General features: G+C 68.0%; 21 protein-coding genes and 1 pseudogene. 14 read left to right on the plus strand and 8 right to left on the minus strand.

Annotated elements, in window-relative coordinates; all coding sequences use genetic code 11:
* Nucleotides 1–7: 7 nt before the first annotated feature.
* The 8 genes and pseudogenes from ybeY (at nt 8) to ACH49X_RS15085 (ending at nt 6,825) form a co-directional block, all read left to right on the plus strand.
* Nucleotides 8–562 (plus strand): rRNA maturation RNase YbeY, encoded by a 555-nt coding sequence (gene ybeY / locus ACH49X_RS15050; protein ID WP_357205180.1) that lies wholly within the window; start codon nt 8–10, stop codon nt 560–562.
* Nucleotides 559–1,923, plus strand: a complete 1,365-nt coding sequence (locus ACH49X_RS15055) for a hemolysin family protein (RefSeq protein ID WP_357205183.1) — start codon at nt 559–561, stop codon at nt 1,921–1,923. Before ybeY ends, ACH49X_RS15055 begins: the two co-directional genes overlap by 4 nt.
* Nucleotides 1,920–2,306 carry a cytidine deaminase gene (locus tag ACH49X_RS15060; RefSeq protein ID WP_195043399.1) on the plus strand — a complete coding sequence of 129 codons (387 nt, stop codon included), beginning with the start codon at nt 1,920–1,922 and terminating at the stop codon, nt 2,304–2,306. Before ACH49X_RS15055 ends, ACH49X_RS15060 begins: the two co-directional genes overlap by 4 nt.
* Nucleotides 2,299–3,216: a GTPase Era gene (era, locus tag ACH49X_RS15065; protein ID WP_357205186.1), complete on the plus strand. Its 918-nt coding sequence runs from the start codon at nt 2,299–2,301 to the stop codon at nt 3,214–3,216. Before ACH49X_RS15060 ends, era begins: the two co-directional genes overlap by 8 nt.
* Nucleotides 3,217–3,314: 98 nt before the next feature.
* Complete coding sequence (locus ACH49X_RS15070; protein WP_357205188.1) at nt 3,315–4,871, plus strand: serine hydrolase domain-containing protein; 1,557 nt, start codon at nt 3,315–3,317, stop codon at nt 4,869–4,871.
* 156 nt (nt 4,872–5,027) lie between these two features.
* Nucleotides 5,028–5,438: pseudogene (locus ACH49X_RS15075) on the plus strand (GNAT family N-acetyltransferase); the annotation flags it as partial.
* Between the two features lie 62 nt (nt 5,439–5,500).
* On the plus strand, nt 5,501–6,517 hold the full coding sequence (locus ACH49X_RS15080) for a B12-binding domain-containing radical SAM protein (protein WP_357205421.1): 1,017 nt from the start codon (nt 5,501–5,503) through the stop codon (nt 6,515–6,517).
* A gap of 101 nt (nt 6,518–6,618) precedes the next feature.
* Nucleotides 6,619–6,825 (plus strand): hypothetical protein, encoded by a 207-nt coding sequence (locus ACH49X_RS15085; protein WP_357205191.1) that lies wholly within the window; start codon nt 6,619–6,621, stop codon nt 6,823–6,825.
* On the opposite strand, the gene ACH49X_RS15090 is transcribed toward ACH49X_RS15085, so the two are convergent.
* From ACH49X_RS15090 to ACH49X_RS15115, 6 genes are all read right to left on the minus strand, one after another.
* A complete protein-coding gene (locus tag ACH49X_RS15090; RefSeq protein ID WP_357205194.1) occupies nt 6,822–7,364 on the minus strand; it encodes an NUDIX domain-containing protein in 543 nt (180 codons plus the stop codon). The genes ACH49X_RS15085 and ACH49X_RS15090 overlap by 4 nt on opposite strands.
* 87 nt (nt 7,365–7,451) lie before the next feature.
* Entirely contained in the window at nt 7,452–8,879 is a 1,428-nt protein-coding gene (locus ACH49X_RS15095; RefSeq protein WP_357205197.1) for an amidase, read from the minus strand.
* A gap of 117 nt (nt 8,880–8,996) precedes the next feature.
* A complete protein-coding gene (locus ACH49X_RS15100; RefSeq protein ID WP_195077627.1) occupies nt 8,997–9,458 on the minus strand; it encodes a hypothetical protein in 462 nt (153 codons plus the stop codon).
* Nucleotides 9,459–9,515: 57 nt separating this feature from the next.
* Nucleotides 9,516–11,807: a hypothetical protein gene (locus ACH49X_RS15105; protein WP_357205199.1), complete on the minus strand. Its 2,292-nt coding sequence runs from the start codon at nt 11,805–11,807 to the stop codon at nt 9,516–9,518.
* On the minus strand, nt 11,804–13,006 hold the full coding sequence (locus ACH49X_RS15110; protein WP_357205202.1) for a hypothetical protein: 1,203 nt from the start codon (nt 13,004–13,006) through the stop codon (nt 11,804–11,806). Before ACH49X_RS15110 ends, ACH49X_RS15105 begins: the two co-directional genes overlap by 4 nt.
* 29 nt (nt 13,007–13,035) lie before the next feature.
* Complete coding sequence (locus tag ACH49X_RS15115; RefSeq protein ID WP_357104643.1) at nt 13,036–13,578, minus strand: hypothetical protein; 543 nt, start codon at nt 13,576–13,578, stop codon at nt 13,036–13,038.
* Between the two features lie 306 nt (nt 13,579–13,884).
* Between ACH49X_RS15115 and ACH49X_RS15120 the strand changes: the two genes are divergently transcribed.
* A complete protein-coding gene (locus tag ACH49X_RS15120) occupies nt 13,885–14,625 on the plus strand; it encodes a response regulator transcription factor (RefSeq protein ID WP_195077929.1) in 741 nt (246 codons plus the stop codon).
* Between the two features lie 23 nt (nt 14,626–14,648).
* On the opposite strand, the gene ACH49X_RS15125 is transcribed toward ACH49X_RS15120, so the two are convergent.
* Both ACH49X_RS15125 and ACH49X_RS15130 read right to left on the minus strand, forming a co-directional pair.
* Nucleotides 14,649–15,368, minus strand: coding sequence for a response regulator transcription factor (locus ACH49X_RS15125; RefSeq protein ID WP_195077631.1), 720 nt, complete (start codon nt 15,366–15,368; stop codon nt 14,649–14,651).
* 228 nt (nt 15,369–15,596) lie between these two features.
* A complete protein-coding gene (locus ACH49X_RS15130) occupies nt 15,597–19,361 on the minus strand; it encodes a hypothetical protein (protein WP_357205205.1) in 3,765 nt (1,254 codons plus the stop codon).
* 162 nt (nt 19,362–19,523) lie between these two features.
* On the opposite strand from ACH49X_RS15130, the gene ACH49X_RS15135 reads away from it, so the two are divergent.
* From ACH49X_RS15135 to ACH49X_RS15155, 5 genes are all read left to right on the plus strand, one after another.
* Complete coding sequence (locus ACH49X_RS15135; RefSeq protein WP_195077633.1) at nt 19,524–20,963, plus strand: phenylacetate--CoA ligase family protein; 1,440 nt, start codon at nt 19,524–19,526, stop codon at nt 20,961–20,963.
* Nucleotides 20,960–22,090, plus strand: a complete 1,131-nt coding sequence (locus ACH49X_RS15140) for a ThiF family adenylyltransferase (protein WP_357205208.1) — start codon at nt 20,960–20,962, stop codon at nt 22,088–22,090. Before ACH49X_RS15135 ends, ACH49X_RS15140 begins: the two co-directional genes overlap by 4 nt.
* Nucleotides 22,091–22,329: 239 nt before the next feature.
* Complete coding sequence (locus tag ACH49X_RS15145) at nt 22,330–22,608, plus strand: hypothetical protein (RefSeq protein ID WP_357104657.1); 279 nt, start codon at nt 22,330–22,332, stop codon at nt 22,606–22,608.
* A 57-nt stretch (nt 22,609–22,665) separates the two neighbouring features.
* The gene (locus ACH49X_RS15150; protein WP_357205211.1) at nt 22,666–23,532 is read left to right on the plus strand and encodes an alpha/beta hydrolase; all 867 of its coding nucleotides are present in this window, start codon (nt 22,666–22,668) and stop codon (nt 23,530–23,532) included.
* Nucleotides 23,519–24,124: a TetR/AcrR family transcriptional regulator gene (locus ACH49X_RS15155; RefSeq protein WP_357104663.1), complete on the plus strand. Its 606-nt coding sequence runs from the start codon at nt 23,519–23,521 to the stop codon at nt 24,122–24,124. Before ACH49X_RS15150 ends, ACH49X_RS15155 begins: the two co-directional genes overlap by 14 nt.
* The last annotated feature ends 64 nt before the right edge of the window (nt 24,125–24,188 follow it).

Genomic DNA, 24,188 nt, shown 5'->3' on the forward strand with positions numbered 1-24,188 from the left:
TGTTCGGGTGAGCATCGAGATCGCCAACGAGTCGGGTATCGACGTACCCGAAGAAGAGCTGGTCAGCGTCGGACGGTTCGTGATCGCCCGGATGGACGTGCACCCCGCCGCGGAGCTGTCCATGGTGCTCGTCGATCTCGACACCATGGCCGACCTGCACATGCGCTGGATGGACCTGCCCGGCCCCACCGACGTCATGTCCTTCCCGATGGACGAACTCGAGCCCGGCGGGCGGCCCGACAGCCCCGAGCCCGGCCCGTCCATGCTCGGCGACATCGTGCTGTGCCCGGAGTTCGCCGCCGGACAGGCGCGCAAGGCGGGGCACTCCCTCGAGCACGAACTCGCCTTGCTCACCGTGCACGGCGTGCTGCACCTGCTCGGCTACGACCACGCCGAGCCGGACGAGGAGAAGGAGATGTTCGCCCTGCAGGCGCGGCTGCTCGAGGAGTGGTACGAGAGTCTGCGGGAGGCTCAGCGGCGCGCCGAACTGGCCGAACGCGACGCGCGATTGCTGGGTAAGGCGGGCTTCACCACACCGGGTGAGTCGCTGGGTCCCGCGTGAATTCCCTGACCCTCGTTCTGCTCGCGGTCCTGCTCATCCTCGTGGGCGGGATCTTCGCCGGGGTCGATTCCGCCCTGAACACGATCTCGCCCGCCCGGGTCGAGGACCTGGTGCGCGCCGACCGGCCCGGCGCGGTGCGGCTGGGCCGGATCGTGGACGACCGGGCCCGTTACGTGAATCTCATGGTGCTGCTGCGCATCCTGTGCGAGATCGGCGCGACGGTGCTGCTGGCGGCGGGTCTGATGACGCTCTGGGGCGAGAATTGGGCGCTGCTGATCACCGCTGTGGTGATGGTGCTGGTGTCGTACGTGGTGATCGGTGTCGGCCCGCGCACGCTGGGCAGGCAGCACGCCTACTCCATCTCGCTGGCCGCGGCCTTGCCTTTGCAGTTCATCGGCGCGCTGCTCGGGCCGATCAGCCGACTGCTGATTCTGATCGGCAACGCGATCACCCCCGGTAAAGGCTTCCGCAACGGGCCTTTCGCTTCCGAGATCGAGCTGCGCGAGGTGGTCGAGATGGCCGGTGAGCGCGGGGTGGTGGCCGACGACGAACGACGAATGATCCAGTCCGTCTTCGAACTCGGCGACACGGCGGCGCGCGCGGTGATGGTGCCGCGCACGGAGATGGTCTGGATCGAAGCGGACAAGACCGCCGCGCAGGCGATGTCGCTGGCGGTGCGTTCCGGGCATTCGCGGATCCCGGTGATCGGCGAGAACGTCGACGACATCCGCGGCGTGGTGTATTTGAAAGACCTCGTGCCCTTCGCCGAGCGCAGCCGTAAGGTGCGGGTGCGCGAGGTGATGCGTCCCGCGGTGTTCATGCCCGACTCGAAACCGCTCGACAGCCTGCTCGACGAGATGCAGCGCAGGCGCAACCACATGGCGTTGCTGGTGGACGAGTACGGCGGCATCGCGGGTCTGGTGACCATCGAGGACGTGCTGGAGGAGATCGTCGGAGAGATCGCCGACGAGTACGACGTCGACGAGACCCCGCCCGTCGAAGATCTCGGCGACGGCCGCTACCGCGTCTCGACCCGGCTGCCGGTGGAGGATCTCGGCGAGCTGTTCGGGTTGGAGATCGAGGAGGAGGACGTCGACACCGTCGGCGGCCTGCTGGCGCACGAACTGGGCCGGGTGCCGCTGCCCGGCTCGAAGATCGAGGTGCACGGGCTGGTGCTGCGCGGCGAAGGCGGTCCGGACGCGCGGGGCCGGATGCGGGTGAACACCGTGGTGGTACGCAAAGCGCGCGAGAAGGTCCCCGCGGGGAAAACCAACGGGGACAATGCCAATGGCAAGCGCAAGGCGAACGGATCGGAGCGGGAGACCGCTGCCGATCGCGACGAGGACGGAGACACCGAATGACCGAACTGGACGCCGAGGACACCAAGCTGGTCGTCCTGGCCCGTGGCGCGCTCGGCCGCACCGGCGGGGCGAGCGGAGCCGCTATCCGCGACACCGACGGCCGCACCTACGCCGCGGGCGAGGTCACGCTGAGCGCGCTGCGGTTGACGGCGCTGCAAGCCGCCGTGGCCGCGGCGTTGTCCAGCGGCGCGGAGGGTTTCGAGGCGGCCGTCGTGGTCGGCGGGCGGCTGTCGGACTTCGGCGTGACCGCGGTGCGTGAGGTTTCGGCGGAGGCGCGGATCATCTTCACCGATCGCGACGGCGCGGTGTTCGAGATCGTCGACGACTCCGCCGACGCGGCCGACGCGGTGAGCGCCGATTCCGGTGAGGTCCGCGGTGGCTGACGCGCGGGAGAAGGGCGAATTCCGTTCCGGCTTCGTCTGTTTCGTCGGTCGTCCGAACACCGGCAAGTCGACTCTGACCAACGCGCTGGTCGGCGCGAAGATCGCGATCACCTCCTCGCGTCCGCAGACCACCAGGCACACGATTCGCGGCATCGTGCATCGCGAGCACACGCAGTTGATCCTCGTCGACACCCCCGGTTTGCACCGTCCGCGCACCTTGCTCGGTCAGCGCCTCAACGACCTTGTGCGCGATACGTATTCGGAAGTGGACGTGATCGCGCTGTGCATCCCGGCCGACGAGAAGATCGGCCCCGGTGACCGCTGGATCGTGCAGCAGGTCAAGCAGATGGCGCCGAAGACGACGCTGCTCGGCGTGGTCACCAAGATCGACAAGGTGAGCCGGGACCAGATCGCCGAGCAACTGCTCGCCGTCTCCCAGCTGCTCGGCCCGGAGGCCGACGTGGTTCCGGTGTCGGCGGTGCGGGGCGAGCAGGTCGAGGTGCTCGTCGACGTCATCGCGTCGAAGATGCCGGAGGGCCCGGCGTTCTACCCCGACGGCGAGCTCACCGACGAGCCAGAGGAAACGCTGATGGCCGAGCTCATCCGCGAGGCCGCGCTGGAGGGCGTGCGCGACGAGCTGCCCCACTCGCTGGCCGTGGTCATCGAGGAGGTCCTGCCCTACGAGGACCGCGAGGACATGCTCGACGTCCACGCCTTGCTCTACGTCGAGCGGCCCAGCCAGAAGGCCATCGTCATCGGCAAGGGCGGCTCCCGGCTGAAAGAGGTCGGCACCAACGCCCGCAAACAGATCGAACACATCCTCGGCACCCGGATCTACCTGAATCTGCACGTGAAGGTGGCCAAGGACTGGCAGCGGGACCCGAAACAGCTGGGCAAACTCGGTTTCTGACCTGATCGGAGTTCGGCTGTGATCGGGCGGATACCGTGTCAGCGGTGGTGTCAGATTCGCGTCAGGCCGGTGTCAGCCGGGGCGGCGACAGTAGTCGTGTGAACAGCACAGCAATCGCGACTCCCACCACCGTCACCCTTTCCGACCAGGACAAGAGCACACTGCGGACCGCCGCGTACGGTGCCCTGTCGCTGATGGCCGCCACCGGTACGCCCCACGCGGCCGCTACGAACGGCTCCATCGCCTTGACGTCGGCGACCGGCCTGGTCGGGCACGTGCTCGCCGCGAGGTCCAAGGACATCGAACTGAAGGGCAGGACCGTCGCCGAACTCGCCGACCGAGTGCTGCCCGCCCTCACCGCGGCCATGAACCTGCTCGGAAAGCACGATCCGGCCGAGGCCGACAACTTCCGCGGCACCGTCCTCGCCGCCGTCGACGCAGCCGCCAGGCCACGCGGCGGCGAACCCGGCCCCGCCGCGGCCGAGATGGCCCGCAAGATCACCGCGGCGCTCGACGCCGCCACGGTGCCGACGGCTGCCGCCGGGCCGGATCGGCCGGAGCTGCAGAAGGCCATCGAGGAGATCGTCGCGTCCGGTATCGCCGGAATCACTCTGCGCGTGCACGACGAGCGCGGCGAGTGGGTCGGCAGCGCAGGCGTGCGCGAGCTGGGGGAGACCGCGAAGCCGCCGACCGACGGGCACGTCCGGATCGGCAGCAACACCAAGACCTTCACCGCGACCCTGGTTCTGCTACTGGTGGCCGAGGGCCGGATCGCGCTGGACAACGCGGTGGCCGACTACCTGCCGGAGTTCGGACTCGACCCGCGGATCACGGTGCGGATGCTGTTGCAGCACACCAGCGGCGTATTCAACTTCACCGGTGAGTATTACCAAGACGGAACCGTTGTGCCGGGAATCGCCGCCACCACCGCGGGCAGAGAGTGGGTGGACAACCGGTTCGCGACCTACCAGCCGGAGGAGCTGGTGCGACTCGCGCTGTCCAAGCCGCCGCGGTTCGAACCCGGCACGGACTGGAGCTACTCCAATACCAATTACGTGCTGGCCAGGCTGCTGATCGAGAGGGTCACCGGCCGCTCTGTCGCCCAAGTGATGCAGCGGCTGATCCTGGGGCCGCTGGGGCTGTCGGGCACCGTGGCGCCGACCACCCAGACCGAGGTGCCCGAGCCGCACACCCACGCCTACTACCGGTACGAGGACGACGGGCAGGAGAAGACCGTCGATGTCACCAGCCAGAACCCGTCCTGGATCTCCAGCGGCGGTGACATGATCTCCACCACCCAGGACCTGCACACCTTCATCTCCGCGCTGATGAGCGGCAAGCTGCTCCCCGCGCAGCTGCTGGCCGAGATGCGCACGCCGCACCCGACACCCATCCCGAACATGGGCTACGGCCTCGGTGTCTTCGTGCAAGACACCGGCCTGGGCGGCACCGTCGTCACCCACAACGGCGGCGCGGCGGGCCACGCGGCGCTGATGTACAGCACACCCGACGGCAGCAAGACCATGACCGCCACACTGAACTACGTGGACGACGCCGCCCTGTCCTTGGCCGTGCCGTTCCAACAGGCGACCCAAAAGCTCGTCGACGAAGTGTTTCGCGGCGGATCGTCCGATCCGGCTCAGCCGACAGACTGAACACTCGTCAGCGCACAACTCGAGCGTCACTCCGGTGTGTACCGGGCGGAACGCGAATCGGGCTATCTCGAACTCAGTGAGTTGGAGATAGCTCGATTCGCATGCTCGGCCGAAGTTTTCAACTCATGGTGGCATCCCGAATCTATGGTCGGGTAGATGAACGACGCTATTGCGGTCCGGCTCGGAACCACCGATGACGCACGGCAGCATTTCGATGCGATCTGCGAGCTGTACGACGAAGTATTCTCGGCGGCACCGTACGTTTGGCCGGACACCGAGTCGCAGCGCCATCGACAGATGCTCACCGACATGATCACCAGGCCGGGGTTCGGCGTGGCTCTCGCGACATCCGATGACGCCCTAGTCGGATTCGTGTACGGAACCACCCTGACCACCGACACCGGGTGGTGGGAAGGGTTCCAGCAGCAGGTACCGCCGGAAATCACACAGGAATGGCCCGGTAGGACCTTCGCCGTGATCGATCTGGCCGTTCATGAGTCGGCACGTCGACACGGCCTCGGCCGCCGATTGCTCGACATCCTGCTGGATAGCCGCCCCGAGCAACGGGCGACGCTGGCAGTCCAGCCGCAGGCAGCAGATGCACATGCGTTCTATCGGGCGATCGGTGGCTGGCACCTGTCGCCACCTACGCCGCACAGCAGGGATTCAACGTCGGTGTCCTCGACGCCGAAGCCCATGGCTTGGGCATCGACCAGACGATTGACCTCATCAATGCCACCAAGCCACGGTGGGCGGGGTTCAACCTGCTCGCCCCCACATACGAGATCAGCGCCCGCATCGCCGCCGGGCTCGACCAGGACATCGAGGTCATGCTCGGCGGACATCACGCCAAAGCCATGCCGCGCCGAATACTGACCGATCCACGCATGACGCGGTGCGCCGCGCTGGTACTCGGCGAAGCCGAGACCCGGGTCTCCGAGCTGCTCGATGATCACCGCAACCGATCTCGCTTACCAGGCGTAATGTGGCTGGACCCGATCATGCGAGTTCCGGTCACCGGTGGAGTGCCGGGCGCAACGCATCATCTCGCACCCGACATTGATACCTTGCCGTTCGTCGACCGGACCTATCTGTGTCAGGACCCGCATTACGAGCATGCGTGGTGGGAAGCGAACATGGTCGGTGCTCGGGGCTGCCCATACAACTGCTCCTTTTGCGGAGCGGCGGTCAGCGCCAACCCGGATGTCACCATCCGAACTCGCCACCCGCACAACATCATCGATGAAATGGTTGGGCTTCGCGAACAGCGCAGCGTCACCGCGTTCCGGTTCGTCGACGACTTGTTTCTCGGGGCACGCCGCGTAATCGACACCATGATGCGTGCCTTCGCGGCCGAACAGGTCGGCGATTGGGCGCGCTGGGATGCCACCGGCCGGATCAACGTGTTGCATCGAGCTGACGATGCGACGCTCGATCTATTGGCGTCGAACGGTCTGCGTGAAGTCGCGCTCGGTATCGAGTCCGGCAGCACCCGGATGCTCGAGTACATCGACAAGCGCATTACACCTGAAATGGCGGTCGGCGTGGTGACCCGACTGGCCGAACGCGGCATCGGCGTGAGGGATATTTCATTCTCGGATTTCCCGGTGAGACCCGCCGAGAGATCGACGCCACCGAGCGGCTGATCCACCGGCTATGGGAAGCTACCGATCAGCTGCCCGGACGATTCCGCGCATCGGTGTTCGAGTTTCGCCCCTATCCCGGAACGCCGGAATGGCATCGACTCATGGCGACAGGTCGCTACCAGGCGGAACAACTTCTGAACTATTCGCCGGTGGACCTGACCAGCGGGGGTGTCGACGAGTCGATGCTCGCCCGCGACGAGTTCAACTTTTCGGTCGATCTCCAGCTCGCGGAGGCACCCACCAGCTACATCCGTGCCAAACTGGTCGACTTGGCGCATGCCCAGCACGTGCGCGCTGCCGCCGGTTAGACGCCGATGTCGGCGACTGCGTGCGGTATATCCCAGCCATGCTCGCTGAACGGCGCTCGCCCGTCGAGGAATGCGCGGATTCCGACGGCGGGGTATTCGATCAAGTTGTCGGGGAGGTCGTCGATCGGGAACCATCGCACAGCCGCGCACTTGTCCGGTTCTCGATTCACCGGTTCCCCGATCCAACGCCGTGCTTGTAGGAACAGACCCAGCCGTGGTTCCGGGCCTGAACCGGCGGCGTGCACCGCGTGAACGAATCCGAGGTCGGCCGGGTCGATGAGCACGCCGATTTCCTCACGGGCTTCTCGGGCGGCGGCCGTCGTAATCGGCTCGCCCGCGTCCAATTTGCCCGATGGCAGATGCCACTGGCCTGCGAACATGTCTCCTCGACGCTGAGTCAGCAGTAGCTTGTCGTCGCGCACGAGCAGTATATGAACGTCTACCAGGTGACGATCGGCCATCGGCATCTCCTCGCGTTCCACGGACGGCCGAGACCATACTGCATCGGCAATCGGCACACCAGCGGACTTGCTTGGCATCGACGCGGCTGATCACGCGAGTAGTTGGTGGGCGGAAGCGGGTTGAGCGCACCGAGAATGACGGGGGCACAGCGTTGTGGTGCGGGCTCACCACCAAGGTGTTGGCCGGTGGTTCTGCCAGTTCAGTTCGGATTCGAGTTGGGCGGCCAAGGAGATCAGGATGGGTTCGGTGTTCGCGGTGCCCATCAGTTGGGCGCCGATGGGGAGGCCGGTGTCGGTGAAGCCGGCGGGAATGTTGATGCTGGGCCAGCCGAGGACGTTCCACGGCCAGGTGTATGGGCAGGCGGCGGTGATGAGGTTGTTGGTGGCGTTGACGCCGATGCCGTCGATCTCCTCGACGCGGGGTGGTGGCGTGGCGGTGGTGGGGGTGAGGACTACGTCGTAGTCGCGGAAGAAGGTGCCGATCCGCTTGTGCAGCAGAGGTTCCAGTCGACGGGCCGCGTAGAGAGCGGGGCCGTCGAGCACCCGGCCGATTCGAGCGTTCGCGGTGGTGCGCGGATCTACTTCCAGGCCGGGCATGCGGTGGTAGACCCGCCGGATACCAGCGAGCGAACGAGGCAGGAACGAGGCGCCGATCAAGATGCCGTAGTGCAGGTCGGCCACGGTCACGGTGTGGCCCAGCGCCCGCAGCGTGGTGGCGGTGCGGCGCACCGCCTGCTCGATCTGGGGATCGAGCGCGGTCCTGGTCGCGGTGAAGGGTATTCGCAGCGACAGCGCGATCCGCAGTTTTCCCGGGTCGCGGCCGACGGCGTCCGATGCCGTGATCGGTTCCGGGGTGTGCAGGTCCCCTTGGTGCGGACCGGCCGCCGCGTCCAGCAGCAGCGCCGCGTCCGCGACGGTGCGCGCCAGCGGCCCGTTCACGGTGAGCCCGTAGAACGCCTCGGCTTCCGGCCAGGTGGAGATGCGTCCGCGCTGCGGCTTGATGCCGACCAGGTTCGTCCACGCGGCGGGGATGCGAACCGAGCCCGCGCCGTCGGAGCCGAGGGCGGCGGGGACCAATCCGGCGGCGACGGCCGCCGAAGCTCCGCCGGAGGATCCGCCCGGAGTCCTCGTGCGGTCCCAGGGGTTGCGGGTGTGCCCGAACCACGCGGCGCTGGTGAACGGCCACTGCCCGAGTTCGCAAGTATTGGTCTTCCCGACGATCACCGCGCCCGCGGCGCGCAGACGCCGCACCGATTCCGCGTCCTCCGTCTTCGGCGCGAAGTCGCCGCCGCAGCCGAAGGCGGTCGGTTCACCTGCGACGTCGGTGTCGTCCTTGACCGCGACGGGCACGCCGAGCAGCGGTAATCGCTGCCCAGCGGCCAGTCGCCGGTCGGCTTCGGCGGCCTCGGCCAGCGCCCGTTCGCGGCGCACGACTCGGAAGGCGTTGAGGGTGCCCTGCGCCGCGTCGATCCGGTCCAACGCGCCGCCGACCGCGGCGGTCGAGGTGACCGCGCCGCCCGCGATCGCGGACGCCAGTTCGGCCAGGCCCAGCTCCCGCGTGTCGGGCGCGTGAGCAGGATCGGACACCGTCATGTGAGCTCCGTCTCGTCGTGGTCAACCAGACGGTAGCGCCAATTTGGTCAATCGTCCAGATTGCATTGCATGACGAAAGCCGCTGGCAGTGCTCGCGCCACGAGTGGAAGGCTCGCGTCAGCGAATGTGCTTGCATTCGCCGTATGGCACCCCCTGGGTGAGATCGGGCCTGCCGAACATGCGGCCGACCAGCGCGTTGAACGCGGCCACCGACAGCCGGTCCATGTCGTTGCACAGGAAATCGTTCTTGGTGCCCGAGACATCCTTCGATTTCAGCGATTTCGCCCACTTCTGCGGCGTGCCCCCGCACCCGACGTGCACTTGATAGTCCCCGCCCTTGTCGAGGGTGAAGGAGTAGTCGACCTTGGAGTGGCCGCCGAGCCGGACCGGGACCTTGGTCTGCGCCCATCCGGATTTCGACGTCTTGGCCTGGATCCACACCCCGACCGGCGAGGCGCTGTTGATGCAACCGATCGTGCCGCTCACGGTGGTCGACGCCGCCGATGCGCTCGGCACGCCCAGGGCGAGGAACACCGCCGCGGCGGAGAGCGGAAGGGCCACGCGGAGGGAATTGCGCATTGTTCGATCCTTTCGATCGGATTTCCGTTTTCGACGGTCTGGGGCGCTGCGGGAAACTCACCGGAAGGTGCGCCATCCCCAATGGCGCTCGGGCAGGGCTTGCCCCGGGAGTGGTGCGATGGATTGATAGATGTCGTACAGCCAAGCCCGCACCCTCGCGTCCTCGATCTCCTTGCCGAGGATGGCTCCGACTTCCACGTACCCGACGACGGCGGCGATCGCGGTCATTCGCGCCCGCAAGCCGCGAGCCCGAGGGTGCAGTCGAAGGTGGAAGTCGCGGTGGCCCGTCGCCAGGCGGGAGCAAACATGACGCAGGATCGCCGCTGCCAACGGGGCCGCGTCACCGGGCAGGCAGGCGTCGATCAAGAGGTCGAGGGCGTCTCGCTCGCCGGCCGCGAGTCCTCGGGTGGTGAGATCTCCGATCGCCTGGTCCACTTCCCGCGGGGTCCTGATCAGCAGCCGGTAGCGATAGAGCAGCATCGGCACCGTCACCGGCCGATAACGCACGAGCGCCGGATCGGCGGCCGCCCCCAAGGCGTCGCCGAGGTCGGTGGCGTGAGGCGCGCTGAGCAGTTGACGCCACGCGGCGGAGCGGGGGCCGTAACCCAGACCGGCGAGGTAGGTGATGTCCTCCGTCACCCAGGCGGGCCGCCGTCCGTCCTGGCCGCGAACCACCAGATACTCGCCTATGACGGTCGAGATGACGACGTCCCATGCGGGATCGGGTTCGGGTGCTGCGGTCAGTGCTCCGGCCAGGAATCCGGGGCGGCGGCCGGCATCGAGACGGGGCAGAACCGTGCCCAGAAGCAGGTGGCGCTCACGCGGATCCAGCGCCTGCGCGGTAGCTGTCGCGACGCTGTAGGCCAGCACCTGATCCAGCTTGCCGACAGCCTCGCACAGCGGTGCGACGGAAGGTAGCGCCTCGACGAAGGATGAGGCCAGGTCTCCGGGATGGCGCAGCCGGGCCAAGGTCGTCGCGGGGTCCTTGCGCGTGGCCGAGAACGCGCGTGCCAGCGCGGTCGCCCGCACCCGGACCGGCAGTCCGGCATCGTCCGCGATGCGCAGGCAATCGGCGACGGTGGTGTCGAGCAGAGGGCCGATGACGGCGGTGGTGTCCGCGCAGCGCCCCGCGATGTGCAGCAACACGCGCCGGTCGGCGAAGGTGAGGTCGGCGGTGTGCAGGACATGGGGCGGCAAGCGGCGGAGCAGTTCGAGCAAACAGATGTCACGGTACCGGTGGAGACTTCGCCCGATCTTGTGCACATACTCGCCCAGCATGCGCGCGGTCGATCGGTCCGCTATCTCCCGCCCCAATCGGGTTGCCACCTCGCCGGCCTGATTCGCGCGGACGGAATCGAGTTGTCGCAGTGCTTCCCACGCCGGCGACCCGGAATCCAGGAGGAGAGCGACGAGGATGTCGCTGCCGTTCGGCAGCGCCAGCACCGTCATGAGGCCGCCTTCGCGGCGGAGCACGGGCAGCAGCAGATCGTGATCCGGCGTCCCGGTGGTGAGCACCGTGATGCAGCGCAGGACGGCATCGAGCGTTACGCCTTCGCCATTCGCCGCGTCACCACTGCGCATTGCGCCGACGGCAGCGCGCACGACGGCGCGCTGGCCCGCGTCGTCGGAGAGGATGAGACGTGCATGGCTGACTCGGGTAGCCGGATAGGAGGGCTGATCGGCCTGGGCTCGCAGCGGCGACCGTTCGGTGACCGCCATACCGGTGATATCGAATTCGTCGACGAAACGGGAGGTTTCGTAGGTGGACAGCGTGAGCCCTTCGGCTACCTCGGGGAGCCGCCACGCCAATTCGGCGAACGCGGCGACGATCACCTCCGGTGGTTTCCGCAGGATCACCGGCAGTTGCCCGTCGTGCGCCAGAATCGCAGCGACGACGTCCGACAGCTCTTCCGGGTGGAGCGCCCGCAGCGGCGCGGCGGGAATCTCGCCCAGGCCGATTCGGGGCAGAACGGGGCCCACCGGTAATTCGCCCCGCCACCAGAACGGCGAGTCGAAACGCGCCGCCAGTTCGTGCACGGGAAGTGCCGCCGCCGGTCCGGCCACTACGTGGGCGTAGAAGTTGCCGGGGCGTCCGGTCGTATCCAGCCCGAGATGGCCGCGGCGGAACACCAACCGCATCCCCTCGAAGTCCGTCCACCCGTAGGACACGGGCGTGGCGGAATCGCGATGACTGCCCCGGGGAGCGGTGTATCGGCACAGTCGCACCGCGGCTCGCGTGAGCACGTCTTCGCGATCCGCCAATCCGCGTGACGCCGCGACAGGTTGCAGGCCGAGGCCCGCCGCGCCGCGGGGTACGCGCGTATACAGAAGTTGCTCCAGCTCTGTCATCCGCGGCGACCGCTGATCTCGGGCAAGCGGAGCAGCACCATCAGCAGCGGATCCAGGCAGCGCACCGGCTTCAGCACGTCGATGGTGTCGGCGTTCGGGGTATCCCCGATAGCGGCGACGGCGTGAAAGGAGACCAGGTCCCCGGGCCGCCGCCGGCCTGCCGCCACCACGTCGTTGCCGCCGAATTCGCGCAGGACCTGCCGGACCTCCTGGTCGATCCACTCGGCGTCCTTGCGCCATGCCGCGACGGAACTCATGTCGGCAGGCGCGGCGAACGCGACCGGGCGTCCCAGCGCGTTCGCCACGAGATCGGATTTGGACAGCGCGATCGCGATCGGCGTCTGCCGGCGATGCGCGTGATCGAGTTCTTCCATGCACGCGTTCAGCAGGTTCGCTTGATTGGCGTAGGCGGTGTCGACAGCGCCGTCGACCGGCCATGGCCGCCCGTCGGGCCGATCCAGCGACAGCGGATCGATCAGGAAGATCGTGGCGTCCGCACGGCGCACGAATCCCGCGGTCGAAGCGCGGCGGCGCGGATCGGCCAAGTCCTCCCCGGCCACGTCGTGGAACAGGACCAGCGCCGGATCGTTCTGTCCCACAGCCACTTTGCACACCAGCGGATTACGTGCCACGTCCGTGCCCTCGGGGGTGGGCGCGAGCAGAAATCGCTGACGGAACACCGGTATGAAGTAGTCGTTGTCGAATCGGTTGCCGCTGTCGTTGTCGAAGGTGAATTCCGTGAAGTCGCAGTGCTCCAGCCCTTGCCGGTAGACGGCCTCGCGCAGCGCGCTCGTCAAGTAGTGCGATTTGCCCGCTCCGCTGGTTCCCACCACCGCGATGGTGTAGATCGGGTAGTTGTCGATGTCCTCCGGCATCGGAGTGGCACACCGATGACACAGGCGGCGCGGAACCAGCGCCGGATCGACGTCGCTGAGCAGGGGGAGTGCGGGCGGCAGCGCCTTCTGGAGCACCCGGTTGTGCAGGCGTTCGGCGGTCGTGTTCAGCGGAGCTTCGACGACGACGGGCCAGCTGCGGATGACGTCGTACACCGGGACGTGCACGGCCGGAGCGAAGAGTTGTTGTCCGCCGCCGTTTCCCACCGGTCTGCGTTTGACGCGGTTGGTCGCGACGATCGGCAGTTCACCGAGCATCACCACGTGACCGCAATAGGGGCAACGACGTTTCGAGAACACGTCCATCTTGTGTTTCCTCTACTCGGCTGCCCGCGTCACCGGACGAACCGGCGGTCGGAATGATCGCCGGGGCGTCCGTCGGTGCGGTCCGGTTGATGGGTGTAGGTGATGCCGACGTAGATGATGATTCCGACCACGAAGGCGACATTCGGGATCACTGCGGTCCCCATCGCGAGGCCCGAGGTGCGGATGGCCTGGGCGTACACCAAGAGGAATTCGATGATCGAGATGGCGCCGATGAAGATGGTGATGCGTTTGGCGATGTCTTCGCTTTTGGGGAAGACGTGCACGAAGTACCAGCCGACGGCGGCGCCCGCGATTCCGGGCAGGACGGTGCCCGCGAGCAGCGCGATGGGCGTGGCGTTGGACAGCGCGCTGACGGCCAACTCGGCGACGGTGAGTCCGGCGACATGGGTGGCCAGGACGACGAGTCCGCCCGCGATCAGCATGCAGCCGCGAATGGTGGATTCCATCAGGTCGTTCGGTTCGAGCACCACTCGAAAGCAGTAGACGATGAAAAGCATCGCCGATCCCAGCAGGACCAGATGGAACAGGGCATAGAGCAGAAAGATGACCATCTACAGGGGTTTCCTCGGGTTGTCGTCGAATGGTCAGCCGGAGGCAGCATGGTTGCCCGCGGTGCGCGCACACCGGTGCGGCGTCCGATGACCGTCCGAATATCGAAACACGCGGCGGTGCCGAAAATTTGCCTCTGCGCCGATCGTGCGACTAATCACTTGACCAAATAGACGTTTGCCGCAAAGTAACTCGCGAAACGGCGGGGTGGGCAAGATCTTGCCAGGAATACCGAAATTCGAAACCTACTGGTTCGAAAGGGCTTTCAGATCTTGCCCCTGCGTATCCCCAGCGTTGAAGATCGCGTGATGGAACCGAGCTTACGAGTACTCGTCGCCTCGCCACTGGGGGGAATCATCGCTCCGACGCTGAAGCAACATTTTCCGGCATCGACGGTCGCGATCGCCTCCGATGTCGACGAGGTGCGCAGTCAAATCGTGGGACGTTTTCGGTTCGATGTGGTCATTTCGGATCTGATCTGGAACAAGCCCGAAATGGAGTACCGATTCGACGGTTTGGATGTTCTCGACTTGCTCCGGGACACCAAACGCGAGAGCGAGGTCCTGCTCGCCGCCCAAGGCCACAGCATGGAGCGGGACCACCTCGACGAGGCGCGGCTGCGCACCGCGGAGATCGCCGAGTTCTACGACAAGTCGTCCGGCGTGCCCGCGCTGCTCGAGGCCATCGAACGCGCCGCGACCGGCCGCAGCAGGCGGATCGCGCCGCCGCCGCAGGGGCCGCCCGCGTTGTGCACCCTGTTCACCGACCAGCGTGGCGAGACGGCGGGCCGGCTCGCCGGTGCGATCGCGTCCAAGTCGGCGTGGGACTACAACTCTCTCGCGCAAGTCGCCAGCGTCGGTCTCAATACGGCCAACAAAGCGGCCAACACGTATATCGGGCCGATCATCCTCGCTCGCGGGGAGTTGCCGGAGGGAACGCCGTTGACCCAGGGCGCGGTCTTCCGTTGGTGCGGTGAGCACGCGCACTACCTCATCAGCTGGTGCCGCCGGAACGGGCATGCCGATGTCCTCGGTCCGCGATTCGCCTGAGACCGGAGATTTGCGATCCGGCGTCACCGGGTCAGCACTTCCGTGTGCCCGTTGCGGCGGCACCAGCTCACCAGATAGCGCGCGTGCATTCCGCACCAGCGGTACACGACGGCGGGAGTCAGCTCTCCTCGGGAATCGCTCTCGCCACGTCGCGCGATGATCCACCCGAGACGGCCGTCGGCGATCGAACGGGCCGTGTCCACGCCCACGTTCGCCGCGGCGGCCAGAGAGCCCGGATCCCAGGTGTTGCCTGCGGCGATCGCTCCGGCCAGCCGTCCCGCGATCTGGCCTTCAGGGCCGGTGAAGAGTTCGTAGAGTGACGGGACGCCGTTCGGCGGAGGTCGGCGCGGAAGGTGTTTCCCATCGGCTACGTGCCGGATTGCCGACAGCAGTGCTGAAATCCCCGCTGCTTTCTCGTGCACGCCGGCGATCTCGTCCGCGCGGTGATAGGCCTCGTCGAGATGATCCTGCTCCATGCTGTGCCCTTGCCCGGCCAGCAGGACCGGTGTGCGCGCGGATTTCGCGCGCACCATGTCCACGACGTCCAACCCGTCGAAGCGGAATTCCTGCTCGGGGTGGTTCCACACCAGGTCCGCGAGCACCACGTCGAAGCTCGCGCTGTCGGCGAGAGCGCCGGCCACCTCCGCTCGGTCGTGAGCGACGATGACGTTCGCCGCCGGAAACGCCGCCGACAGGGTCGGTTCGATGACATCTCCGAGCGGTGAAGCGACGAGAAGTCGCATGAATGGTTCCCCTCTCGTGGGCCCCCGGTGGAGAGTTCTCTGTCGCGTCGGCGGTGATGGAAGTGGAATCAAGTATGGACCGCGCGAAGGCGGTAACAAGGGGCCGATCGTTATCGGATCTGGCATTTCGCACAACTCGTCACGCATGAAAGTGCTTGCTGCGCAGCAGCTTCGGTAACCAATTGCGTGACGGTGGCCGGGCTGTGCAACATCTTGCTCGCCGGTGCGCTACTTCGCGCAGAGACCTCGCTGGGCGATGGTCGGCAGGTACCGCTGCCATTCGACGGCGGTGATCGGCCCGCTGCCGCTGTCGCAGAGGTCGGCGGCGACTTGGTCGACGTCAGTCGCCCAGACGCGCACGACCCGGTCCGGTCCCGCGGCGAGCAGCAGACGGCCGTCCAGCGCGTACACGGCATCGTTGACCCGCCCGGTGTACGCGTCGAGCACCGCCACCCGTCGCGGAGCGCGCGGGTCGGCGATGTCCCAGACCCAGATGCCGTTGTCGCTGGCGCCGCCGACGAGCCGCCTGCCGTCGGGGCCGAAGTTGACGGTGATGATCGCGTCGGCGGCGCCGGTCAACGTGGACAGATGGCGAGGCGCTTCGGGATCGGACAGGTCGAACAGTTTGACGGTGTGGTCCATGCTGCCCGCGGCGAGAATCGGGGCGATGGGGCTGAAGGCCACGGCGGCCAGGTCGTTGGTGAAACCGGAGAGCTTCGGCAGTTCACGCGGCCGCGTCCGATCACGGATGTCCCAGCGGTACACCGACTCGTTGGACGTGGCGATGGCGAGCTGCGTTCCTGCCGCGTCGACGGCCGCGATGCCAGGCAGGCCGGGGCCGGTGTAGAGCGAGCCGAGCCGCCGCGGCACGGCGAGATCGCCGAGATCCCACAGCGTCACCGTCGGATCGTCCTGTCCCGCGACGACGAGCGTCTTGGCGTCGGGCGTGAAGGTCATGGCCGAGACGATGCCTTCGACGGCGGCCACCTTCGCGGTCAACCGCGGATGCGCCGGATCGCGCAGATCCCAGAGCAGGACCGAACCGGCGCGGGTGCCGACCGCCGCCGTCGAACCATCGCCGGCCAGGGCGACCGCTCCACAGCTTCGCTCGTCCGGACCGACGGGCAGCGCCGCGTATTCCACCGGCGTCTCGGGAGCGCCGAGGTCCCACAGATGGGCGTTGCCGTCGGAAGCACCGGTGCCGACGAGCATGAGTTTCCCGCTGCGGTCGACGGGTGTCTGGAACACCACGCTCTGCGCGCCGCGCAGGATCGGCCCGGGCAGCGGCCAGATCCGGACGGTGCCGTCCAGACTGCCCGTCACCACCGCGCGCCCCTCCAGCGCGAACCGTACGGATACGACGATCACCGGGTTGGGCAGCTCCATCTCCAATTGGTCGGTGTCCAGCCGCCATACGCGCGTCTTGTTGTCCGAGCTGCCCGCGGCCAGCCGTGTGCCGTCCGGACTGAAGGCCACGTCGTTGACGTAACTGGTGAATCCACGCAGCGACGGCTGTGCCGCAGGGCGGGCCGGGTCGCGGACATCCCAGCGGCGTACCTCGTTGGCGCGGCCGGGAACCGCGAGCACGGTGCTGTCCGGGCTGAACCGGAGCGACAGCGCCTGCGCCGGGGAATTGTCGGGCGCGACGTCCGCCAGCGGGATGTCCTCGACGGCATCGGCGGCCCAGATGCGCAGCGCTCCGGCGTTTCCCGCGGCGGCGAGCAGTTTGCCGTTCGGGGCGAACGCGACGACGGGAGCGCCCGCGGGCAGTCGCAGGTCCGGGAGCCGGACCGGGCGCCGGAGGTCGGTGATGTCCCATCGCACGATCTCCGATGCGGTGGTGGTCGCGACGAGGGAACGTTTGCCGGGATCGATGCCCGCGGTGCGATACCGGGCGCCCGCGAGGGTGACCAGCAGCCGGGGTGCGTTCGGGTCGGCCAGATCCCACAGATCGATGTGGTCGCCGAATGCCGCGGCGAGCAGCGAACCGTCCGGCGTCATCGTCACCGAGCCGAGGACCGCGTCGGGAGCGGGAGCGGGGATGCGGCCGCGGAAGTCCGCCGCGCCCCGCCGGCCGGGGCCGTTGCCAAGGCGCAAGAGATGAATATCTATCGTGGCGTCGCTGCGGCCGACGGCCAGCACGCCGCCGGACCGGTCGGTGGCCACCAGCGTGCCGCCGTCCGGACCGAGCAGCCGGGTCGGAGTGTGCACCGCGGTGCTGTCCAACAGCGCGGAACGGGCCTCGAGCGTCGGCTGGATCCGGAACGCCGCCAGTGCCAACTGCGCCGACAACGCGGGATCGGTGCCGCGCAGCCGCTGCGCCTGGAGCGCGACCTGGCGCGACAACGCCTCGTCTCGTGCGTGCGCCGCGTTGGATCGGGCCACCAGCGCGACACCGGTCAAAACGATCGTCGCGATCAGCGCGGTCGCGAGACCGGCGACCATCCGCTGCAATATCCGGGTGCGGCGGCGCTCCCTGGCCCGTATCTCCGCCTGGTGGGCGATGCTGGCGGCGATGTAGTCGCGTTCGCGTTGGTTGAGGTCGCGGAGATGCCCGTCGCTGCGGGTCCACTCCTGGACGAATTCCAGCCGCGCCGGCCCGAGCAGCGCGCTGGTGTCCTCGTTGTTGTCGAGCCAGACCTGCGTGGCCTGGGTCAGGCGGCGGTGCACCGCCAGGCTCTCCCGGTCGTGCTCGAGCCAGCCGTGCATGCGAGACCACGCGCCGATCAGCGCCTCGTGCGTGATCGTGACGGTCTCCTCCTCGACGGTGAGCAGGCGGTGCGCGGCGAACCGTTCGATCACGGTGTTCACGTTCGCCACCGAATCGTGGTCGAAGAACAGCTCTTGGCGTTGCACCCGGCGTCGGGTGGTGATGTCGTCGTCGATGTTGAGCAGGCGCAGGAACGTGCGGCGTGCGATCTGCCGCTGCGGCTCGGTGAGCCCGCGATACACCGTTTCCGCCGTTTGCTCGATGGCGCCCGCGATACCGCCGACGGCGTTGTAGTCGGCGACGGTCATCTTTCGCCTGCTGGACCGCTGCCAGGTCTCCAGCAGGGCGTGCGACAGCAGCGGCAGCGCGCCCGGGTCGTGGGCTTCGGACGACCCGCGCGGCGCGAGCTCCATGATCAGCAGCTGGACGAGTTCGTCTTCGACGGTCCAGTTCGCCTTTCGCGCCGGTTCGATGATCACGTCGCACAAGGCCTGCTTGCTCAGCGGGCCGACCAGGACCGAATGCCGCGCCAGCGCGTGGTGCAGGAACGGCTCTTCGGCGGCGTGGCGATAGAAATCCGCGCGCAGGCCGAGCACGAAGGTCCGGCCGCAGGCGTCGCGGGCGACCGCCGACAGGAAGCCGGACCGTTCGTCGTCGTCGAGGCACAGCGTCCAGATCTCTTCGAACTGGTCGATGACCAGAACGCCTGCCGACTCCCGCAGGACGTGTGCCGGGTGGGCGCCCGGGGTGACGACCGCCGCGGTGCGGCCTTCGCGCTGGAGGGCGGGGAGCAGGCCCGCGCGCAGCAGCGACGACTTGCCCGAGCCGGAAGCGCCGGTCACGATCAGGATGCGCTGTTCGGCTCCTGCCAGTGCCGAAACGCGCTCGAGCAGTGCCGCGGTGAGTTCCGCGCGGCCGAAAAGCCATTCGGCGTCGTCTGGTTGGAAAGGTTCCAGCCCGCGGTACGGCACGGGGCCCTGGCTGCGCCTGCGTCCGCTCGTCGGGCGCACCCGCCGGACCGCCGCGAGCCACCGCTGTTGCTCCTGCGGGTCGCCGACCCCGCAGACGGTCAGGACCTCCCGGAACATCCGCTCGTTCTGCTCGGTCGGCACATGATGACCGGCGAACCATCCGCTAACCGTGCCGTGCAGGCCGCCGGACCGGTCGACGACCTGCCGGACGGTGAGCCCGGCAGTGGTGCGCAGACGCGTGAAAGCCGCCGCGAATTCCTCTCGCGTCCAGATCGTTCCAGGATCGACCCCCGCCGCGCCCCCATCGCTCATGACGGGAGTCTAGCGAGATCCAGGCTGCGGCGCCGCGTGTCGTATGGACCTTGTATTGACTTCTTTCCCGGCCGTACGCCGTGCTCAGACGCTGTTTTCCGAACCCACGGCGCGACCGCGCACCGCGAATCGCCGGAGTGGGGAGGGAAAGGAATCACCACCATGTCCGCACCGTCACTGCTGTTGCCGACCGGGTCTCGACCCGGATTCGAGCGCGCACTCGACACCTTCCGCAGGGCAGCCGTTCACGTTCCGGCCTACGCCGACTTTCTCGCGCGCCGCGGAGTGGAACCGGCAAACATCCGCACCGTCGAGGATTTCGCCGCGCTACCGCCGATGACCAAACCCGATTATCTGCGGCACTACCCGGTGAACATGCTGCTCTGGCACGGCGACGTGGGTGCGGCCGGAACCTGGTCGTGCAGCTCCGGCTCCACCGGCAGGCCCAGCTATTGGCCGAGGGATCTGGTCGCCCAGGAAGAGGCCGTCGAACTCTACGCACGGGTGTTCCGGGACAGCTTCCAGACGCGGCAGCGCTCCACGCTGCTGGTCGTCGGGTTCGCGATGGGCAACTGGATCGGCGGTACCTACACCTACGCGGCGGCCACGGCGCTGCGGCAACGCGGGCACCGCATCTCGACCATCGCGCCCGGCATCGAACCGGACACGATCCTGGCCGACATCGCCGAACTGGGGCCGCACTACGACCAGGTCGTGCTCGCCGGCTACCCGCCGTTCGTCAAGGACGTCCTGGATCGTGCGCCCGCGGCGGTGCTGCGCCAGAACCTGCGCGTGCTCCTGGCGGGCGAGGCCATCACCGAAGAATGGCGCGACTACGTGCTCGACCGGATCGGTAAGCCGGGGCAGCCCGGCGAGATCCGTGTGGTCTACGGCACCGCCGACGCGGGCATCATGGGCTGCGAGACCGCCACCAGCGTCGCCGTCCGTCGCGCGGCCGCCGCAGATCCCGCGCTGAGCGAGGCGCTGTTCGCGGACGCGCAGCTGCAACCCACCTTCGTCGAGTACGACGCGGACTATCGGTACACCGAGGCCGACGCCGAAGGCCGGTTCCTGTTCAGCGCCGATACCGCGATCCCGCTGTTGCGCTACCGGATCAACGACGTCGGCCGGATCTTCTCCGCCGCCGACCTCGCCGCCGTTCTCGACGCGCACGGGCACCGCATGCCGGTCCGTACCTCCACCGACTCCTGCGGGTTCCTCGCCCTGCACCGCCGTACCGATGTCGCCGCGTCGTTCTACGCGCTGGAGATCTACCCGGAGAACGTCCGCGCCGCGCTCGAGGACCCGGACATCGGTCCGACGGTGACGGGGAAGTTCGTGCTGGCGACCGACGCGGACGCACGGTTCGAGCAGACCTTGCGGTTGCGTGTGGAGTTGCGCGACGGCGTCTGTCCCGCACCGGGATTCACCGCGCTGCTGCGGCGCAAGGTGGTCGAGGCGCTGGCGCGGACCAACAGCGAGTACCGGCGCCTGCACCGGACGCTCGGGCCGGCCGCCGAGCCGGAGATCACCCTGCACAGCCCTGGCAGCGCGGGCTTCGAGACGGGCGTCAAGCACAGGTGGACGGGGGTCCGGTCATGATCGAGATACTGCATCCGGAACGCGACCGGCGGCGCATCGCCGAACTGTGCGCGCCGGGATCCGGGTACCGGCTGGTCGACGGGTGGGCCGGCGCGGCCAGGGAACTCGCGTTGATCGACCGGCCCGATCTCGCCGCGGGTACCGCGGCCGCGGAAGCGGAGCTGAGGGACTACCTGGCCGGCGTCGCGGTCGATCGGATCAGCCGCTACGTCGTGTACCCGTGGCGGCGGACGGTCGTCGAACTGCCCGATCGAGAGCACTTCTGGCGGCTGCGCACCGCCAGGAACCGGCACCTGCTCACCGGCGAAGAGCAACGGGCCTGGTCCGGCGCCGTGGTCGGAGTCGCGGGGTTGAGTGTGGGGGCTTCCGCACTCGCGGTCTGCGCGCTGTCGGGCGCCCGCCGATTCCGGCTCGCCGAGCACGACACGCTCGGATGCACCAACCTGAACCGGCTCCAGGCGTCGGTGTGCGACCTCGGCGAGTCCAAACTCACGCTGGCGCAACGCCGGACACTGGAGCTGGACCCCTACTCCGAGATCGCCGCCTTCCCCGCCGGCTACCAACCGGAGCACGCCTCGGACTACTTGGCCGGTCCTGGCGCAGCCGCGCCGTTGACCGTGCTCATCGAGGAGATGGACGACCTCGCGCTGAAGGTGGACATCCGGCGGCGAGCCCGTGCGCTCGGCGTCCCCGTGGTCATGGCGACCGACCACGGCGACAACGCCTTCGTGGACGTGGAGCGCTACGACCTGCAACCGGACTATCCGCTGTCCCATGGCCGAGCGGGGGACCTGACCGAACTGACGACCGCCGAACTGCGCGATCCGGCCCGGCGGATCGCGCTGGCGACCGCCATCGTCGGCCCCGACATCACCGCACGCACCCGCTATTCGCTGACCGAAGTCGGCCGGACCCTGCCCGCGTGGCCGCAACTGGCCACCGCGGTCACGCTCGCGGGAACGCTGGCCGGCCTGGCCGGACGGTTGATCGCCTGCGGCAGCGGGCTGTCGTCGGGCAGATACCGCGTCGATCTCGAGACGCTGCTGCCGGGTAGGCGTGCCGGAGCGCATGGGCGTTGGAACGAAATGGGCGAGGGGGAGTTCCTGGCGATGCTCGCGAGTTCTTAGCGCCATCGCGTCGGCAAGATCTTGCCGGTAAGGACACGTGTCGAGCCGGATGGAACCCGGGTGCCGCCGGTAACCGGTCAGAGTTGGTACGGCATCCGGATTCCGCTCGGCTCGATTTCGGCAAATGCTTGGCTGGCGAGGTGCGATGCGCCGAGTGTCAGCATTCCAGCCGTGACCACCACGTCTTCTGCCGTAGGTGTTCCGGGCGTGCCCGCCGAAGGCGCACCAGGAACAACAATGTGGCAACTGCGGAAGCCGTGGGGGAATTGCGTTCCGTCCTGAGCGATCTGCTCGACCGGATCAGCCGGTGTGACATCGACCTGGCGGAACGGGAGTTGGTCGAGGAGACGACTCGACGGGCGGCCGCCGAGGCGGCGAAGGAGCGACCGAATCGGATCGTGCTCGCGGGGGTCCTCTACGCGCTCGGAGAGTCGGTCGCGGGTATCGCCTCCCTGGCGAACGCGGTGTCGGCGTCGAAGGACGCGGTCGACGCGGTCTTCAGCCGATCCGGCGCCTAGACATACATACCGTATGTATGTAACAGTGGTCTGGAACAGCGATCACCGGGAGGACCCATGGCAACCAGCGCAGCACTCGGCCGCACCCACGAAGTGGACCTGCCCGGCGGCCGCATTCGCTACTACGAGACGGGGGAGGGCGCCCCCGTCGTCTTCGTGCACGGCCTGCTCGTCAACGCGGACGTCTGGCGCAAGGTGGTGCCCGTCGTCGCGGCGGCCGGGTACCGCTGTCTCGCGCCGGACTGGCCGCTCGGCTCGCACGAGATCCCCGTGCCGGACGCGGAGCTGACTCCGACCGGTGTCGCCGAACTCATCGCCGCGTTCCTCGAACGCCTCGACCTCACCGACGTCACCCTGGTCGCCAACGACACCGGCGGAGCGATCACCCAGGTGTTGCTCACCCGCGACCGCTCCCGCGTCGGCCGGGTGGTGCTCGCCTCGGTGGACAGCTACGAGGGCTTCCTGCCACAGCCGTTCACCGCGCTGCCGCTGCTGGCAAGGATTCCCGGCTCGCTGCGACCCCTGACGGAGTTGCTGCGCATCCGCGCGCTGCACCGGCTGCCGCTGGCTTTCGGCTGGGTCACCAAGCGGCCCGTCCCGCCGGAGATCGTCGACTCCTATCTCCTGCCGAGCCGCAGGTCCGCCGCGATCCGCAAAGACCTGCGCCGCTTCCTGAAATCGGCGCATCGCCGGTACACCCTGGAGGCCGCGCGGCACTTCGCCGAGGTCGACATTCCGGTGCTGCTGGCCTGGGCGCGGGAGGACCGGTTGTTCCCGGTGTCGTTCGCCGAACGCCTGGCCCACGACCTGCCGAACGCGCAGCTGAAGCTCATCGACGACTCCTACACCTTCGTGTCGGAGGATCAGCCCGAGTTGCTCGCCGAATCAATTCTGGAGTTCACTCGGCTGCATGCCACGCCGTAGCCAGGAAGACCGCTCCCGAGCGACCAAGGCCGCGCTCGAACAGGCGGGACGCCGCCTGTTCACCGAGCGCGGCTTCGCGGGGACCTCCGCCGAGGAGCTGGTCACCGAGGCCGGCGTCACCAGGGGCGCGTTGCACCACCACTACGGCGACAAGCGCGGACTGTTCCTCGCGGTGCTGGAGCAGATCGAAGTCGAGATCACCGAGGAGATCGAGAACGCCATCGCCGCGGTCGATCCCGGCGATGTGATGGCAGGCATGACGGTGGGGCTGGGCCTGTTCCTGGAGATCTGCCAGCGGCCCGCGATGCTGCGGATCGCGCTCACCGACGCCCCCGCCGTGCTGGGCTGGCAGGCCTGGCGCGAATTCGAATCCGCCCACGGTCTCGGCCTGATCACCGCGCAACTCGAGCGCGCCCGCGACGCCGGATTGATCGCCGACGCCCCCGTTCCCGTCCTGGCCCAGCTCGTGGTCAGCGTGGTCAGCGAGGCCGCCCTCATCGTCGCGCACGCCGAGGACCCCGATCTCGCCCGCGCCCAGACCCAGCAATCGGTGCTGCTGTTGATCTCCGGCCTCCTGCGCGCCGACGGCTGAACCGGGCCGGCCACGCTGGGCCAGGACAGGAGCGGGGGCGTCGGCTCACCGAAAGCCACGCGGG

The sequence above is a fragment of the Nocardia sp. NPDC019323 genome, from assembly GCF_044389845.1.
Lineage (GTDB): Bacteria > Actinomycetota > Actinomycetes > Mycobacteriales > Mycobacteriaceae > Nocardia > Nocardia implantans.